This window comes from Croceivirga sp. JEA036, assembly GCF_011882165.1.
Lineage (GTDB): Bacteria > Bacteroidota > Bacteroidia > Flavobacteriales > Flavobacteriaceae > Croceivirga.
Window position 1 is genome coordinate 602874 of record NZ_JAATON010000003.1, and the last position, 16879, is coordinate 619752.

18 protein-coding genes are annotated in these 16879 nt (G+C 38.3%); 13 read left to right on the plus strand and 5 right to left on the minus strand.

Features of this window, described 5'->3' with window-relative positions:
* Positions 1-20: 20 nt before the first annotated feature.
* Genes HCO57_RS11110 through HCO57_RS11120 form a run of 3 tightly spaced genes read right to left on the minus strand, consistent with a single transcriptional unit; the run spans position 21 to position 3595 of the window.
* On the minus strand, positions 21-359 hold the full coding sequence (locus HCO57_RS11110; protein ID WP_167989083.1) for a cupin domain-containing protein: 339 nt from the start codon (positions 357-359) through the stop codon (positions 21-23).
* Entirely contained in the window at positions 359-745 is a 387-nt protein-coding gene (locus HCO57_RS11115; protein ID WP_167989084.1) for a DUF2721 domain-containing protein, read from the minus strand. The genes HCO57_RS11110 and HCO57_RS11115 overlap by 1 nt, the downstream gene beginning before the upstream one ends.
* Positions 746-3595: a glycosyl hydrolase gene (locus HCO57_RS11120; protein WP_167989085.1), complete on the minus strand. Its 2850-nt coding sequence runs from the start codon at positions 3593-3595 to the stop codon at positions 746-748.
* Between the two features lie 153 nt (positions 3596-3748).
* On the opposite strand from HCO57_RS11120, the gene HCO57_RS11125 reads away from it, so the two are divergent.
* Positions 3749-5041, plus strand: a complete 1293-nt coding sequence (locus HCO57_RS11125; protein WP_167989086.1) for an aminopeptidase P family protein — start codon at positions 3749-3751, stop codon at positions 5039-5041.
* Positions 5042-5073: 32 nt separating this feature from the next.
* On the opposite strand, the gene brnQ is transcribed toward HCO57_RS11125, so the two are convergent.
* Complete coding sequence (gene brnQ, locus HCO57_RS11130) at positions 5074-6348, minus strand: branched-chain amino acid transport system II carrier protein (protein ID WP_167989087.1); 1275 nt, start codon at positions 6346-6348, stop codon at positions 5074-5076.
* Between the two features lie 274 nt (positions 6349-6622).
* On the opposite strand from brnQ, the gene HCO57_RS11135 reads away from it, so the two are divergent.
* The gene (locus tag HCO57_RS11135) at positions 6623-6895 is read left to right on the plus strand and encodes a hypothetical protein (protein ID WP_167989088.1); all 273 of its coding nucleotides are present in this window, start codon (positions 6623-6625) and stop codon (positions 6893-6895) included.
* Here the strand turns inward: HCO57_RS11135 and thiL are convergent, their stop codons facing one another.
* Positions 6896-7936 carry a thiamine-phosphate kinase gene (gene thiL / locus HCO57_RS11140; protein WP_167989089.1) on the minus strand — a complete coding sequence of 347 codons (1041 nt, stop codon included), beginning with the start codon at positions 7934-7936 and terminating at the stop codon, positions 6896-6898.
* A 200-nt stretch (positions 7937-8136) separates the two neighbouring features.
* On the opposite strand from thiL, the gene HCO57_RS11145 reads away from it, so the two are divergent.
* The 11 genes from HCO57_RS11145 to HCO57_RS11195 all read left to right on the plus strand — a co-directional run.
* Positions 8137-8466: a HesB/IscA family protein gene (locus HCO57_RS11145; RefSeq protein WP_167989090.1), complete on the plus strand. Its 330-nt coding sequence runs from the start codon at positions 8137-8139 to the stop codon at positions 8464-8466.
* Positions 8467-8508: 42 nt separating this feature from the next.
* Positions 8509-9954 carry a Fe-S cluster assembly protein SufB gene (sufB, locus tag HCO57_RS11150; RefSeq protein ID WP_167989091.1) on the plus strand — a complete coding sequence of 482 codons (1446 nt, stop codon included), beginning with the start codon at positions 8509-8511 and terminating at the stop codon, positions 9952-9954.
* A 15-nt stretch (positions 9955-9969) separates the two neighbouring features.
* Positions 9970-10722 carry a Fe-S cluster assembly ATPase SufC gene (gene sufC, locus HCO57_RS11155; protein ID WP_010516158.1) on the plus strand — a complete coding sequence of 251 codons (753 nt, stop codon included), beginning with the start codon at positions 9970-9972 and terminating at the stop codon, positions 10720-10722.
* A gap of 10 nt (positions 10723-10732) precedes the next feature.
* Positions 10733-12049: a Fe-S cluster assembly protein SufD gene (sufD, locus tag HCO57_RS11160; protein WP_010516156.1), complete on the plus strand. Its 1317-nt coding sequence runs from the start codon at positions 10733-10735 to the stop codon at positions 12047-12049.
* Between the two features lie 14 nt (positions 12050-12063).
* Entirely contained in the window at positions 12064-13293 is a 1230-nt protein-coding gene (locus HCO57_RS11165) for an aminotransferase class V-fold PLP-dependent enzyme (RefSeq protein WP_167989092.1), read from the plus strand.
* Between the two features lie 105 nt (positions 13294-13398).
* Positions 13399-14484 (plus strand): zinc metalloprotease, encoded by a 1086-nt coding sequence (locus HCO57_RS11170; protein ID WP_167989093.1) that lies wholly within the window; start codon positions 13399-13401, stop codon positions 14482-14484.
* Between the two features lie 64 nt (positions 14485-14548).
* Positions 14549-14956, plus strand: coding sequence for a hypothetical protein (locus HCO57_RS11175; protein WP_167989094.1), 408 nt, complete (start codon positions 14549-14551; stop codon positions 14954-14956).
* Positions 14957-14998: 42 nt separating this feature from the next.
* Positions 14999-15421, plus strand: coding sequence for a SufE family protein (locus HCO57_RS11180; RefSeq protein WP_136950205.1), 423 nt, complete (start codon positions 14999-15001; stop codon positions 15419-15421).
* Positions 15418-15744, plus strand: a complete 327-nt coding sequence (locus HCO57_RS11185; protein ID WP_167989095.1) for a DUF59 domain-containing protein — start codon at positions 15418-15420, stop codon at positions 15742-15744. Before HCO57_RS11180 ends, HCO57_RS11185 begins: the two co-directional genes overlap by 4 nt.
* 11 nt (positions 15745-15755) lie before the next feature.
* A complete protein-coding gene (locus HCO57_RS11190) occupies positions 15756-16262 on the plus strand; it encodes a DUF2480 family protein (protein WP_167989096.1) in 507 nt (168 codons plus the stop codon).
* A 67-nt stretch (positions 16263-16329) separates the two neighbouring features.
* On the plus strand, positions 16330-16879 hold a 550-nt coding region (locus HCO57_RS11195; protein ID WP_167989097.1), incomplete at its 3' end, for a DUF3078 domain-containing protein.

The window sequence follows — 16879 nt, forward strand, 5'->3', positions numbered from 1 at the left end:
AAATGCACAATCGCCCATATTTATCCTACGTCTACCCCAAAATATAGCCAAGTTACATCAGCATCAAAAGGATTCTTTTGGCTGTGCCACTCTCCAGCTTCTATGGTAATACAATGTCCTTGTTTTAAAATATATTTCTTGCCTTCAACGGTAAATTCTGCCATGCCTTTTTGTATATAAAATACTTCAGTCATGGTATCGTGTTTATGCGTTTCTACAGATTGTCCTGGAGTAAAAGTGGCGGTGCTAAACATCATCAAATGGGGAATATCGCCTTTATTCAAGAACACTTTTTTCTTTATATCTGGGTCGTGACTTACTTCTTGTAGTGGTAAATCTTCTTGTAAAACTAACTTCATTACTCCATGCTATTTAATTGTACTCCCAGCGCTTTTGTAGATAATTGTACCTCTATAAAGGACAATACCAGAGAAACCATTAAAAATATTAAACTAAAACCAAAAACTATATTCGCCCAGAGCTCGAGCTCTACGTAAACTAAAAACATGGTTACAGCAGCCAACAAAAAACTGGCAATAGCTGTGGCTTGCATCCATTTTATTATTTCTAAACGTTTACGTAGTAATTCTATTTGTTTTTTTAGGGGTTGTGCTTGGGTTTCTAAAAATTGTCCGTGCAATTGCCTAATTAAAGCCGCAATGGCCAAATACCTTGCATTATAAGCCAGCATGGTTAAAGAAATGGCAGGAAACAAAAGTGCTGGTATGCTTAAGCTTAATTGCATTTATTCTATTTTAAATTCTTTGGTTTGCTTGCTTCCATTGCCAGAAACCTCTAAAACATAGGTGCCTTTTGGCAGGTACGTTTTGCCATTGTTAGCTTCTGTTAAGGTGGTTTTGTTTTTTTGTAAATATGCTTTTTTTCCTTCTTTGTCAAAAGCTACATCAAAATGCAATACATTAAATCCTTTAATAGCCTCTAGGCTTGCTTGGCTTATGGTAATGCCATCTTTGGTACTCACCTTGGCTTGGAATGTATCTGCGGTATTGGTATAAAAATTAACATCAAGACCAGGAGTGTTTGGATTTCCCCAAGAAGACCAGCTATTTCCCCATCTCCCAGAATGTTTTATGTTTTCTAATTTAAATACATGTAGCTTTTCACGGTCAAGGTCAAAGTCTACTTCTTGTAAAAAGCCTATGTCTGCTTTATAAATACTTCTACCATGGGTGCCCACTAACAAATGTTGGTCTCTTTTTTGTATAACTAAATCGTGTACTGCTACATTAGGCATTCCATTTTGCATGCTATGCCAAGAGTTGCCTCGGTCCAAACTAGCATATAATCCATTATCTGTACCTATAAACAATAGGTTTTCATTACTAGGGTCTTCTACGAATGCATTAATTGGGGAGGCAGGTAGGTCTTCCACAATATTTTTCCAGCTAACGCCGTAATCTTCGCTCACATAGGCGTAAGGCACAAAATTATCCCAACGATACCCGTTAAGTGTAGCGTAGACTCTAGATTTTTTATGTTTAGAAGCTGAAACTTCGGTCACCCATAATTGTTTTGGTAATGGGTTGGCAACATTGGTCCAACTATGTCCACCATCCTTAGAAACATGGATTAGACCATCATCTGTACCTACATACAATAGCCCAAAGGTAAAAGGAGATTCAGAAATTGTTGTGATGGTACCATAAGCAACATTTCCTTTTTTGCCGCCATGAGTTACATCTTCAGAAATACTTTGCCAAGTAGTACCTTGGTCCATAGAACGGTGTAACTTATTGCTTCCTAGATAAAGAATATCTTGGTTGTGAGGGGATAGTAATATTGGTGTTTGCCAATTAAAACGATAAGGACTCTCTCCTAGTTCATGTTTAGGTTGTATGGGATTGCGCTTGCCCGTTGCTAAATCTATCCTATAGTAGTTTCCAAATTGAAATCCGGTAAAAACAATATCTGAATTTCTGCTATCTATTTGCACTTGCATACCATCACCCCCCATTAGCATTTCCCAAGGATTTTTACCACTACTTTGCCAACCATTATTAATTTTAGTGGTATGTGGAGCTTTCCAAACTCCGTTATCTTGTAGGCCGCCATAAACATTGTATGGTTCCTCATTATCTACATTGATGGCATAAAATTGCCCTACACTGGGCTGGTTGTTTTTCATCCACACATCACCATCTGTATAAGTAATGTTTACACCACCATCATTACCATTAATTAAATGGCCAGTTTTTTTTGGATTAATCCATAAGGCGTGGTGGTCAGAATGTACATTTTCTTTGCTAATACTTTCAAAAGTTTTTCCACCATCTGTAGACCTTATTAAAGGTACACCAGCTAAATAAATGCGTTCGCTATCGCTAGGGTCAACTGCAATTTGAGCAAAATAATAACCATAGCTATAAAAGAGGTCATCAATGTAATCTTCATGTGTTTTTGACCAAGTGGCGCCGGCGTCGGTACTTTTATAAACTTCTGCACCTTTCACAGGAGTATCAAACAAAAGTGAATTGGCGTCTTCTAAGTATTTGGCTAAATCCACTGGCTCTACCAAGCCATCACGTACCAGTGCCTTTACATTCTCTGCACGATATTTTTCTTGAAAACCATTGGTCTTTAAGAACGTATTTAAACGCTTGTTGTCCAGACCTAGTAAAGTGCGTTTGTTCATGGTTTTAAAATCGTCTTTGGTTAATTTGTCCCCATCAACAACCTTTTTAAGCGCTTTAGCCCTCCTTTCTTGATTGTCTAATACCGCATAAACAATAGAATCGTTAAAAACGGCCAATCCAATACGGCCCACACCCTCACTTGCAGGGAAGCCGCTGCCTTCTAGTGTTATTTTATTCCATGTGCTACCAGCATCCAAACTTTTGTAAATGGCAGACCCTGAGCCGTTACCTGTAAAATTCCAAGCTTTTCTGTCTTTTTGCCAAGTGGCGGCGTATTGAGTCTTAAAATTTTTAGGGTCTACAGCCACGTCTATTACGCCACTTTCTGCATTTACGTAAAGCGTTTTAGTCCAAGTTTTACCGCCATCTATTGTTTTGAAAATACCTCTTTCTTCGTTTGCAGAATACAAATGTCCTGTAGCACCAACTACAACAGTATCTGGATTGTCTGGGTCAATGACTATTCTGCCAATGTGTTGGCTGTCTTTTAAACCCATATGTTCCCAAGTAGCACCATTGTCCGTAGATTTTAATACCCCTATTCCAGCGTAACTAGATCTAGAAGCATTATTTTCTCCTGTGCCTACCCAAATAGTGTGGCTGGCCCAGTGTACCGCAATATCACCAATATTCTGGGTAGGTGCATTATCCATAATTGGGGTGAAAGAAATGCCATTGTCTTTAGTGTGCCAAAGACCTCCAGAAGCATAGGCTACATAAAATTCCGTAGGGTCAGCTTCATTAACCGCTAAGTCCACCACACGACCACTCATAATTGCTGGTCCAATGTTGGTCAAGGATATATTTTTTAACAGCGAAACTTCTTCTAGTTTGGCTTTTGCCTCTAATGCATCTTTAACATAGTTTTCTGTAGTAGCTCTGGGCTGCGCATAACAAAAATGTAAGCCAATAATTAGGGCAAAAAGGAATAAACGTTTCATTTTTTTTGAGGTTGGGATTAGTCGAGCAGAAAGGTAATAATAACTATGTAGTCTACCAATAGTAGTATTTATTGCTTTTAATAGCGATGCCCTTTTAATTAAGATTTTACAATGGTGACTGCATTCGTTACTTTTGAAAAAAACAGATTTTGTATGAAATATGACCCAATAGACAGTCAGTTATTTGTTAAGAATAGAAAGAAATTCATGCAGCGCATGAAAGCTAAAAGTATTGCAGTCTTTAATTCTAACGACATTTATCCCATAGGTGCCGATGCCACCATGCCGTTTGAACAAGACAGGGATTTGTTTTATTTGTCTGGGGCAGACCAAGAAGAAACCATATTAATACTTTTTCCAGATGCGTTGAATCCAAAGCATAAAGAGCTATTATTTGTAAGAGAAACCAATGCGCATATTGCGGTTTGGGAAGGGGCTAAGCTTACCAAAGAAGATGCAACACGTGTATCTGGTATACAAACGGTGTATTGGTTAAGTGATTTTGATAAGATTTTCTTTGATTTGATGACGGAGGCCGAAACTATTTATTTTAATACGAACGAACATTACCGGCAAGCCGTAGAAACGCAAACTAGAGAAGACCGTTTTATCCGTAAATGCAAACAAAACTTTCCTGCGCATCAATGGGCAAAAAGCAATCCTATATTACAAGAAATTAGAGGCATTAAAGAGCCAGAAGAAATTGCGATTATGCAAATTGCTTGTAACATAACTGAAAAAGGTTTCAGACGTGTATTAGAGTTTGTTAAACCGGGTGTATTTGAGTATGAGATTGAAGCCGAATTTTTACACGAATTTGTACGCAATAGAAGCAAGGGGTTTGCTTATACGCCTATCATCGCCTCTGGCAATAATGCGAATGTATTACATTATATAGAAAACAATCAAGAGTGTAAAGAAGGAGAGCTTATTTTGATGGATTTGGCTGCAGAATATGCCAATTATTCTAGTGATATGACCCGAACTATACCTGTGAGCGGGCGTTTTACAGCAAGACAGCGTGCGGTTTATGATGCCGTTTTACGGGTAAAAGAGCAGGCAACTAAAATGTTGGTTCCAGGCACCTTGTGGGCAGAATATCATAAAGAAGTTGGTAAAATAATGACGTCTGAATTATTGGGATTAGGTCTTTTAGACAAAGCCGCGGTACAAAACGAAGATCCAGATTGGCCTGCTTATAAACAATATTTTATGCACGGTACCAGTCATCATATCGGTCTAAACACGCATGATTATGGGGCTTTAAAAACACCAATGAAAGCGAATATGGTATTTACCGTAGAACCTGGTATTTATATTCCTGAAGAAGGTTTTGGTATTCGTTTGGAGGATGATGTGGTTATCCAAGAAAGTGGTGAGCCTCTTAATCTAATGCAAAACATACCGTTAGCAGCTGAAGAGATAGAGGAATTGATGAATGCCTAGTTTTAGCCATTACATATGATAAAATGGGCGCTTTATGCGCCTATTTTTTTGGTAGCATTGACTATTGCAAATATTAACATACAGGGTAATATCCAACCCATTTGAAATTTAGCCAAGGGTAACCAATCACTTGCTATATTGCCCAGCTGTGGATACCCAATGGTAGCAAGAAAATCTGGGGTGCTAAATAGAACAGCAGTTGCTGTAACCCATTTAAACACTTTTGGGCTGCCAAGTGTATCTGGAACTACATTTAATAGTATTAGAATAATAGTCACGGGATAAATGAACATTAATGCAGGTACGGCGACTTTAATTATAAATTCCACGTTGAACTGGCCTACCAAAAGACCAATTAAGCAACAAAGCGCTACAGTCACTATATAAACAGATTGACTTTCATTACATCTTCCTTTCATAAAATCTGCGGTACCTGTAATAATCCCAACAGCCGTGGTAAAACAGGCTAGTGATACTAGCACACTTAAAAGTAAGGAGGCAATATTGCCTAACGTAATGATGCTAATTTCGGATAACAAGGCAGTTCGGTCGGTAATCCCAATAAACTCAGACTGTAAACGTGCTCCCGTATAAATTAATCCAGCATAGACTGCAAATAGACCCAAACCAGCAATAAGACCAGCTCTAGCGATGAGTTTCCTTTTGTACGCGGCATCTAATTGCTTAAAATCTAGGTTAACCGAGATTATAATAACACCACCTACAACTACTGCAGCAATAGCATCGAATGTTTGATATCCTTCTAAAAAACCAGTGCTAAACCCATGCGCAACACTACTAGGAGCAAGAGGGCTATCAAAACCAACAATTGCACTAATAATTATTGCTGCTAAAATAAGTAAGATGGCTGGAGTAAGAAATTTGCCAATAATGCTTAGCACTTTAGAGCGATTTAAGGCAAATACAAATACCAATGCAAAGTAAATCGTACTTGAAAGCCATGATGGACTATTAAAAAGTGGAGCAATAGCTATCTCATGGGTCACAGCCGCAGTACGTGGCGCAGGTAGTAAAATAGATATTAGATATATAAGGTAGGCATAAATTAAACTGAATGTTGGAGATACTTTTTTACCGACATCGAATAAGGTGCCTTGTAATCGGGCATGAGCCACAATGCCAAAGATGGGTACGACAACACCAGTAAGTACAAAACCCAAAGTTACTACCCACCAATCTATACCGGAGGTAAATCCTAAATAGGGGGGTAGAATAAGGTTGCCAGCACCAAAAAATAAAGAAAAGAGGGCGAAACCTACAAGTAAGGTGTCTTTTTTACGTAACATTAATCACTAATTATTTGTTAATAAGCGCTGTATTTGTATCTTGAAGCCCACAACGGTTCGTCGATTATTTGCTGATTTTGTCGAAAATATGCCTTTTATCGAAATTTTTGTAGAAAATACGATAAAACATATACTAAACAGAAGGGGAGTGCCGTTGCATAAGTATGTTTGCAGTTGATTTTCAGCTGTTTTCAATAATAAAGAACCAAACCTAATTTTGTATAACCGCATTGTTAAGGCCCCAAGTCTAAACGTGCCATTTAAACCTTGATGTATGAAAGGAACCATTACCCCCGATGGCAATAAGCTTACTGGTATTTTCTGTCAATTTTTTGGGCATCATTTTGTTGTGTCTAAGAAAGTGACACAGCATATTAAAGAATACCGTTGTATTCACTGCCAAAAACAGGTAACTACGGATGAACGTGGTAAACTGACCATTCTTACGGAAAAAATGAGGGAGATAAATAAGACCCTGGAAGAAATGTACCAGAAAAGAAACCGTAGAGCGTCTAAAAAGCAAACAGAACGCAGACGGGTAGCTTAATTAAAACGAATTCCAGCCCTGTGCTTTTAATTCCATTTTTGCGCCAGAACGCGTAACTAGCTGTGCGCCCATACTTTTCTCTGTCATATGACCGATAACTGTAAGATTAGGATTGGCCTTTATCTTGGGAAAATCTTTTTGATCTATGGTAAACAATAACTCATAATCTTCTCCACCACTCAAAGCAATCATCGTGCTATCCATTTTAAACTCTTCAGAAGTAGCAATTACCGTGGGGTCTAAAGGAATTTTATCTTCATATAAATCACAACCAACATTGCTATTTTGGCACAAATGCAAAATTTCAGAAGAAAGTCCGTCACTAATATCTATCATAGCGGTAGGTTTCACTTCTAATTTCGCTAGCAATTCAACAATATCTTTTCTAGCTTCAGGCTTTAATTGTCTTTCTACAATGTAACTGTAGGCATCTAAATCGGGCTGGTTTTGAGGATTCACTTTAAAAACCTCGTTTTCGCGCTCTAAAACTTGCAAACCAAGATAAGCGCCACCAATATCACCAGAAACAACAAGCAAATCGTTCTCTTTGGCTCCATTGCGGTACACCAGTTGTTCTTCTTGGGCTACGCCAATTGCGGTAACACTTATGAGCATTCCTTTTGTAGAAGATGTGGTGTCTCCACCAATAAGGTCCACGCCATAAATTTTACAAGCTGTTGCTACACCAGCGTAAAATTCTTCCAAAGCTTCTAAGGGAAAACGGTTAGATACGGCCAAAGAAACTGTGATTTGGGTTGCTGTGGCATTCATGGCATAAATGTCAGACAGATTTACCATCACAGATTTGTACCCCAAATGCTTTAGTGGCATATAAGCCAAGTTAAAATGTACGCCCTCAATCAATAAATCTGTAGAAACTACAGTTTTTTGGTTTTTATGATCTAAAACAGCGGCATCATCACCAATTCCTTTAACACTAGATTCTTGTACTAGTTTAAAGTCTTTGGTCAAATGTGTTATTAGGCCAAATTCGCCCAACTGTTCTAAAGGTGTTCTTGATTGTTCTTTGTCTTCTAACATACTGCAAAAGTAGGATGAATTCTTTAAATACGATTTTTAATAATTCCCTAAAATAGGTATTCATACACGATGGCAATCGGTATAATCTGAATCATAGAAAATGCTTATGGAAATATTCGTTATAATAATGTTATGAATCCTGTTAAAATACGTCTTAACCACTATATTTGTAAGCTATTTATAATTAATCTAATTGTAACATGATCAAAGTGTCAGATACTGCAAAGGCTAAAGTGGCCGCATTGATGTCAGAGGAAGGCTTTGAAGCTGGTTCGGACTACGTACGTGTTGGAGTAAAGAGTGGAGGTTGTAGTGGATTGTCCTATGAACTTAATTTTGACAACACCGTAGGAGATACCGATAAAGTGTTTGAAGATAATGACATAAAAATTGTGGTGGATAAAAAGAGTTTTTTATACTTGGTTGGCACCACTTTGGAATATTCAGGAGGTTTGAATGGTAAAGGTTTTGTTTTTAACAATCCTAATGCCCAGCGTACCTGCGGATGTGGAGAAAGTTTTTCGCTCTAAACACAGTGCTTAATACCAAAAAAAGAGAACAGAAAGATTGTTATGGCGTATACAGAAGAGGAATTAAAAAAAGAATTAGAAACCAAGGAATATGAGTATGGTTTCTATACAGACATAGAATCTGAAACCTTTCCCAAAGGGTTGAATGAGGAAGTGGTTGTTGCGCTTTCTAAAAAGAAGAATGAGCCTGAGTGGATGACCCAATGGCGTTTAGAAGCTTTTAAAATCTGGAAAGAGATGGACGAGCCAGAATGGGCAAACGTGCATTATGAAAAACCAGATTTTCAAGATATATCATACTACTCTGCACCAAACAAGAAGCCAAAGTACGAAAGTCTAGACGAGGTAGACCCAGAATTGCTAGACACGTTTAAGCGCTTGGGAATCTCTTTAGATGAGCAAAAAAAATTAGCCGGTGTTGCAGTAGATGTAGTTATGGATTCTGTTTCCGTAGCTACTACCTTCAAAAAGACTTTAGCAGAAAAAGGAATTATATTCTGTTCTATTTCTGAAGCCATACAGGAGCACCCAGAATTGGTTAGAAAACACATTGGTTCCGTGGTGCCGCAAAAAGATAACTTTTATGCCGCTTTAAACTCTGCCGTTTTTTCAGATGGTAGTTTCTGTTACATTCCAAAGGGCGTGCGTTGCCCAATGGAATTATCTACCTATTTTAGAATTAACCAAGCAGGTACCGGCCAGTTTGAGCGTACTTTGGTGGTTGCTGACGAAGGTAGTTATGTGAGTTATTTAGAAGGATGTACTGCTCCTTCTAGAGATGAAAATCAACTGCACGCTGCCGTTGTAGAGCTTATTGCACTAGACGATGCAGAAATTAAATATAGTACGGTACAAAACTGGTTCCCCGGAGATAAAGAGGGTAAAGGTGGTGTATTCAACTTTGTGACCAAAAGAGGACTTTGCGAGAAAAACGCAAAAATATCTTGGACACAGGTAGAAACAGGTTCTGCGGTAACATGGAAGTATCCCTCGTGTATTCTAAAAGGCGATAATTCAATCGGGGAGTTTTATTCCATAGCCGTAACCAACAACTATCAGCAAGCAGATACCGGCACTAAAATGGTACACTTGGGTAAAAACACCAAGAGTACAATAATTTCTAAAGGTATTTCTGCCGGTAAATCCCAGAATAGTTACCGTGGTTTGGTACAAGTGAACAGTAGGGCAGAAAATGCGCGTAACTTTTCGCAGTGCGATTCTTTGTTGATGGGTAATGAGTGTGGGGCGCATACCTTTCCTTATATAGAAACCAAAAACAAATCGGCACAAATAGAGCACGAGGCTACGACCAGTAAAATTGGCGAAGACCAAATTTTCTATTGCAACCAACGTGGTATAGACACAGAAAAGGCAATTGCACTTATTGTTAATGGCTTTAGTAAAGAGGTGTTGAACAAATTACCAATGGAGTTTGCCGTGGAGGCACAGAAGTTATTAGAAATTAGTTTAGAAGGATCAGTAGGATAAAAATAAAAAGCAAGAATGTTAACAATTAAAGATTTACACGCAAGTGTAGAAGATAAAGCCATTTTAAAGGGTATTAACCTAGATGTTAAACCAGGAGAGGTACATGCCATCATGGGGCCAAACGGTTCTGGTAAAAGTACTTTGGCTTCCGTAATTGCTGGTAATGAAAATTTTGAGGTAGAAAAAGGAAGCATTGTTTTAGATGGTGAAGATTTAGAAGATGCCTCTCCAGAAGAAAGAGCGCATAAGGGTGTCTTTCTTTCTTTCCAATATCCTGTTGAAATCCCAGGTGTATCAGTAACCAACTTCATGAAAACGGCAATCAACGAGTCTAGAAAGGCACGTGGTTTAGAAGACATGCCTGCTAATGAAATGTTGAAACTGATTCGCGAAAAATCAGAATTGCTAGAGATAGACCGTAAATTCTTATCTCGTTCTCTTAACGAAGGCTTCTCTGGAGGAGAGAAAAAACGTAACGAGATTTTTCAAATGGCCATGTTAGAACCTAAGTTGGCTATCTTGGATGAGACTGACTCTGGTTTGGATATTGATGCCTTGCGTATTGTAGCCAATGGGGTTAACAAATTAAAAAGCAAAGACAACGCCATTGTGGTAATTACCCACTATCAGCGTTTGTTAGACTATATAGTTCCAGATTATGTGCACGTATTGTACAATGGTAAAATTGTAAAGTCTGGTGGTAAAGAACTAGCCATGGAGCTAGAAGAAAAAGGTTACGACTGGATCAAACAAGAAGAAACGGTATAAGCAGTAGAAGATGGAGTTGAAAGATAAATTGATTTCTTCTTTTTTGGCCTTTGAAAACCAGGTAGACCTTGACCACCCTGTACATGAGGTGCGTTCCGAGGCTATTAAGAATTTTGAAGCAAAAGGTTTTCCTAGCAAAAAGGAAGAAGCGTGGAAATACACCTCGCTAAAGAGTATTGAAAAGGTAGATTTCAGCATTTTTCCAAAAGAAACCAATGCATTGGAGTACAAAGATGTAAAGAAGTTCTTTTTACATGAAATAGACACGTATAAAATTGTATTTGTAGACGGCGTGTATTCGTCTTACTTATCAGAAACTACACATGATGGTGTAGATGTTTGTTTGATGAGTGCTGCCTTTAGTAAGCCAATGTACAAAGAGGTTATAGAAAAATACTTTAACAAAGTAGCGTCTAAAGACGAATCATTAACCACATTGAATACAGCGTTTAGTAGGGAAGGAGCATACATTTACATACCTAAAAGTAAGGCCCCTAGAAAACCTATTCAAATTTTGCACTTGGCTACGGGTAACGAAGCCGCTTTAATGTTGCAACCAAGAAATTTGATTGTAGTAGAAGAAAATGCAGAAGTGCAAATCATAGAGCGTCACCAAAGTTTAACCACAAATGAAGTGTTTACCAATGCGGTGACCGAAATTTTTGCGGCTAAAGATGCTCGTGTAGATTATTATAAAGTACAGAACGATGCGCCTACCGCATCTTTGGTAGACAATACCTATATAGACCAAAAAACCAATAGTCAAGTACGTGTACATACCTTCTCTTTTGGAGGTAAACTAACCCGTAATAACTTGAATTATTACCAGAACGGGGAGCATATAGACTCTACCCTTAAGGGAGTAACCATTTTAGGCGAAAAGCAACACGTAGACCATTACACTTTGGTACACCATGCGCAGCCTAATTGCGAAAGCCACCAAGATTATAAAGGTATCTATGGGGATAGTTCTACTGGTGTTTTCAACGGAAAAATTATTGTAGATAAAATTGCACAGAAGACCAATGCGTTTCAGCAAAACAATAATATTCTTATATCCGATAAAGCAACGGTAAATACCAAACCTCAGTTAGAGATTTTTGCAGATGACGTTAAGTGTTCTCATGGTTGTACCATAGGTCAATTAGACGAGGATGCCTTATTTTATTTGCAATCTAGAGGTATTCCTAAGAAAGAGGCCAGAGCTTTAATGATGTATGCTTTTGCCAATAACGTGTTAGAAAGTGTACGTATACCAGAATTGAAAGTAAGAATCAACAAACTTATTGCCAGTAAGCTGGGAGTAAATCTTGGTTTCGATTTATAGGATAATAGTTTTTTATGACAGAAGTGGATTTTGATGTAGTACAAATACGCAAAGATTTTCCAATTTTAAATAGGGAAGTCAACGGTAAGCCTTTAGTATATCTAGATAACGCGGCTACCTCACAAACACCGCAACAGGTCATAAATGCGATAGTAGACTATTACCAAAATTACAATGCAAATATTCACCGTGGCGTCCATGCTTTATCGCAAGAGGCCACGGATAAATATGAGCAAGCAAGACAAAAAATTCAGCAGCATTTTAATGCCGCTAAAGCCCACGAAATCATATTCACTTCAGGGACTACGCATAGTATCAATTTAGTAGCTCATGGGTTTTCTTCCCTATTGGAAAAAGGAGATGAGGTATTGGTTTCCGCCATGGAACACCACAGCAATATTGTGCCCTGGCAAATGCTTTGTGAACGTACGGGAGCTATTCTTAAGGTAATTCCGATGAACGAGCAGGGTGAGTTGGTAATGGAAACCTATCATAATTTACTCTCTCGTAAAACAAAATTGGTTTTTTGTAACCATATTTCCAATGCCTTGGGAACCATAAACCCTATTGAAGAAATAATATCAGCAGCTCATAACGTTGGTGCTGCCGTATTAATAGATGGTGCACAGGCTGCCCCGCATATTAAAGCAGATGTACAAACTTTAGATGTGGATTTTTATGTAGTTTCTGCTCATAAAATATGTGGACCCACTGGGGTAGGTATGCTGTATGGCAAAGAGGAATGGTTAAAAAAATTACCTCCGTACCAAGGCGGTGGCGAAATGATAGCAGAGGTTACCTTTGAAAAAACTACCTACGCAGAATTACCACATAAATTTGAGGCAGGTACACCCAATATTTGTGGCGGTATTGCCTTTGGCGCCGCTTTAGATTATATGAATACCATAGGTTTTGAAGCGATAGCGGCCTATGAGCATCAACTATTGGATTATGCTACCACAGAATTGTCTAAGATTGATGGCTTAAAAATTTATGGTACGGCACAGAACAAAACTTCGGTAATTTCTTTTAATATAGAAGGTGTTCACCCATATGATATTGGTACCATTCTTGATAAATTGGGTATTGCCGTACGTACGGGACATCATTGTGCCCAACCCATAATGGATTTTTACAAAATTCCTGGCACGGTAAGAGCAAGCTTTTGTTTTTACAATACCAAAGAAGAGGTAGATGCGCTTGTAGCCGGTGTAGAACGCGCTAAGAGTATGTTGGTTGGATAACAACTTTGTTTCAATATTTCATATTTATTTTAACAAAACATTGGGATAATGTTAATTATTTGTATCTTCTGCAGCAAATAATAACCATTATATACCCATTAATTTATGAAAAAGACGATTTTAACATTGTCTGCAATGGCAGTTGTCCTTTACTCCTGTGAAAAGGAGCAATCCCCCGAAAGTGATGTTTTAGCTGCGCAAGAAGTTCAAGTAGATATGAGCGACTTCTTTGTGTATACAGATGATGTTGAATCAGAAACCAACAGCGCGGGTAAAGGAAATGCTGGTAAAAATTGCTCCACTATGAAAGTGTTGAACCAGAAGCTTAAGAGCAATCCTGGTTTAGAGCAAAAAATGTATAATATTGAAAAGCACACCAGGCAATATCTTGCTGCCAAAAAAGGTAATGGTAACGGCAACGGTGGTGGTGGCAACGGCGGAGGAGGTGATACTCCCGTTGAAGATAACCTAGGCACTATTACCATTCCAGTAATTGTTCACGTCTTGTACAACAATGCCAGTCAGAACATTTCAGATGCTCAAATTGCTTCGCAAATCGCCGTACTAAATGACGATTTTAGCGCTACCAACAACGACATTAACCAAGTACCTTCCTTGTTTAGTCCAGTAGTTGCAGATTCAGATATCCAGTTTACTTTGGATCAGGTTATCAGAAAACAAACCTCCCAGACTTCTTTTGGAACAAGTGATGCTATTAAGTTTGATGCACAAGGCGGTTCCAATGTGGTAACACCAAGCACACATTTAAATATTTGGGTAGGTAATATTGGTGGTGGTATCTTAGGATACGCGCAATTTCCTGGGGGTAGCTCCTCTACGGATGGAGTGGTGGTTTCGCCACAATACTTTGGAACAACCGGTACGGCAACAGCTCCTTTTGATGGTGGTAGAACCACTACTCATGAAGTGGGTCATTGGTTAAACCTTAGACATATCTGGGGAGACGGCAGATGTAATAGAGACGATTTTGTATCTGATACACCATCTTCTGACCGTCCTAATTACGGATGTCCAAGTTTTCCAACTACCCACTGTAGAACAACAGACATGACTATGAACTATATGGATTATGTAGATGATGAATGTATGTACATGTTTAGTAATGGACAAAAAGAACGTATGAGAGCACTTTTTGCTGCTGGCGGTGCCAGAGAAGCTATGCTACCATAACCCAATACATTAAAATAATCAAAGGCATCTACCAACGTAGATGCCTTTTTTGTTAGCTTTAACTATGAAAACATGTATTGCTATTTTAACCCTTTTGATGCTACAACAAAATTGTAATCAGAACCCTACTTGGAATTTAAATTACAGGGCAGAAAGTCGCGGTTTTTACAAAGAATTGGTTTGTGATGGAACAACCCTAAAATATAGAAGTACAAGACAAGGAACATTTAAAACCCTAAATTTAAAGGCAGAAGAGCAGGAATCTCTAGTGATGGCACTAAAAGCGATTGACCTTAAGAACATTTCAGAACCAGACCAAAGTAAATCTATGGTAGATGCCGCCGCTTTGGCAAGTTTTGAATTATTGATTGAAGGGGTGGTCTATTCATACGAATTTGACCATGGTCACCCACCCAAAGAACTAGAAGAATTGATGACTAGGCTCTTAACACTTTCTGAAAAAGTTGAGTAAGGGATTAAAATCCACTAATTTTGTACACAAATTGCAAACTACATGACCATACAGGCCATACAAGAAGAAATTATAGACGAGTTCAGCATGTTCGATGACTGGATGCAGCGTTATGAATACATGATAGAGTTGGGTAAATCCCTCCCCTTAATAGATGAGCAATATAAAACCGATGACAACATCATAAAAGGTTGCCAAAGTAAGGTTTGGGTACACGCTGAGTTAGAAGATGAAAGATTGCTTTTTACGGCAGATAGTGATGCTATCATCACCAAAGGAATCATTGCCCTTTTAATTAGAGTCTTTAGCAATCAAAAGCCTAAAGATATTATGGAGGCAGATACCCAATTTATAGATGAAATTGGACTTAAAGAACATTTATCACCCACAAGGGCCAATGGATTGGTGAGCATGATCAAACAGATGAAATTGTATGCCGTGGCCTATCAAACACAAATAAAATGAGCGAAGAAACACTAGATACAGCTGAATTAGGAGAGAAAATCGTATTGGTTTTAAAAACCATTTATGACCCAGAAATTCCAGTAGATATATATGAATTAGGACTTATTTATGATGTTTTGGTCAACGAAGATTATGAAGTTAAAATTCTGATGACACTAACATCTCCTAACTGCCCGGTAGCGGAAAGTTTACCTGCAGAAGTAGAGGAAAAGGTAAAGTCTATTGATGAAATCAAAGATGCTGAGGTAGAAATTACTTTTGACCCGCCTTGGACGCAAGATTTGATGAGCGAAGAAGCTAAATTGGAACTGGGCTTATTGTAAGCATAACAAAAATGGCAGAAGAAATTGTAAATAGGGTTGCACAAAGCAAGTTACAGGTCTTTGATTTGGAAGATTACTATCCTGTAGGAAAAAGAGCCGTTTTGGATATTAAAGATTGGCTTTGGGAAGAACTGATTCTTAAGGAAAAAGAATTTAGAAGTCTAGCAGACACCCATGATTGGGAGCAATATAAAGATGCCTATGTAGCCCTAAATTGTAGTACAGATGCTATAGTTCCGGGTTGGGCGTACATGCTTTTGGTGAGCAAACTACAACCGTATGCAAAGCAAGTAGTGGTTGGTACCTTAGAAGATTTAGAAACCAGCCTGTATCAAACAATTCTAGCTAATTTAGACGTTAGTGCTTTCCAAGATAAACCGGTAATCATTAAAGGTTGTAGCCATAAACCAGTACCACAAAACGCTTATCTGCAAGCAATACTAAAAATACAACCTGTGGCTAAGAGCGTTATGTACGGAGAAGCCTGTTCTGCGGTGCCTTTGTACAAGAAAAAGTAAATTTCTTTGTAAGGCAAGTGTGACTATTCTTACTTTTGCGTTTCTTAAACTATAAACACAAGTCATTATGAAAAAAATACTTTTCGCCGTTCTTACGGTTGCTGGAGTTTGGATGGGCCAAGCACAGACAGAAGAAGAGTTAAAGGCAACACTAGCCGAAAAAAAAGATTCTATTGCTGCTATTCAAGGTAGAGCAGATGCTTTACAAGCGCAGATAGATGCATTACCAGGTTGGAAAACTGGCGCTTTTGGTACTATAGGCGGTAGTTTATCTAACTTCAACAATTGGTTTGCACAGGGTGCTCCAAACAACAGCTCTGGTAACATTGCCATTACAGGTAACGCCTTTGCTAACTTAAAAGAAGATAAGTTTTTCTGGAACAACTCTTTAAACCTTAACCTTGGTTGGGTTAAGTTAGACAACAAAGATATTGATACAGATTCTGAAGACTTTGAAGCTCTGACAGATGTATTTCAAGTAACTTCTTTATACGGTAGAAAATTAAGTGAGAAATTTGCTATATCTGCTTTAGGTGAGTATAGAACAACATTGTTGAATAATTTTAATGACCCAGGTTATTTAGATTTAGGGGTTGGTGCTACTTGGACTCCTATTA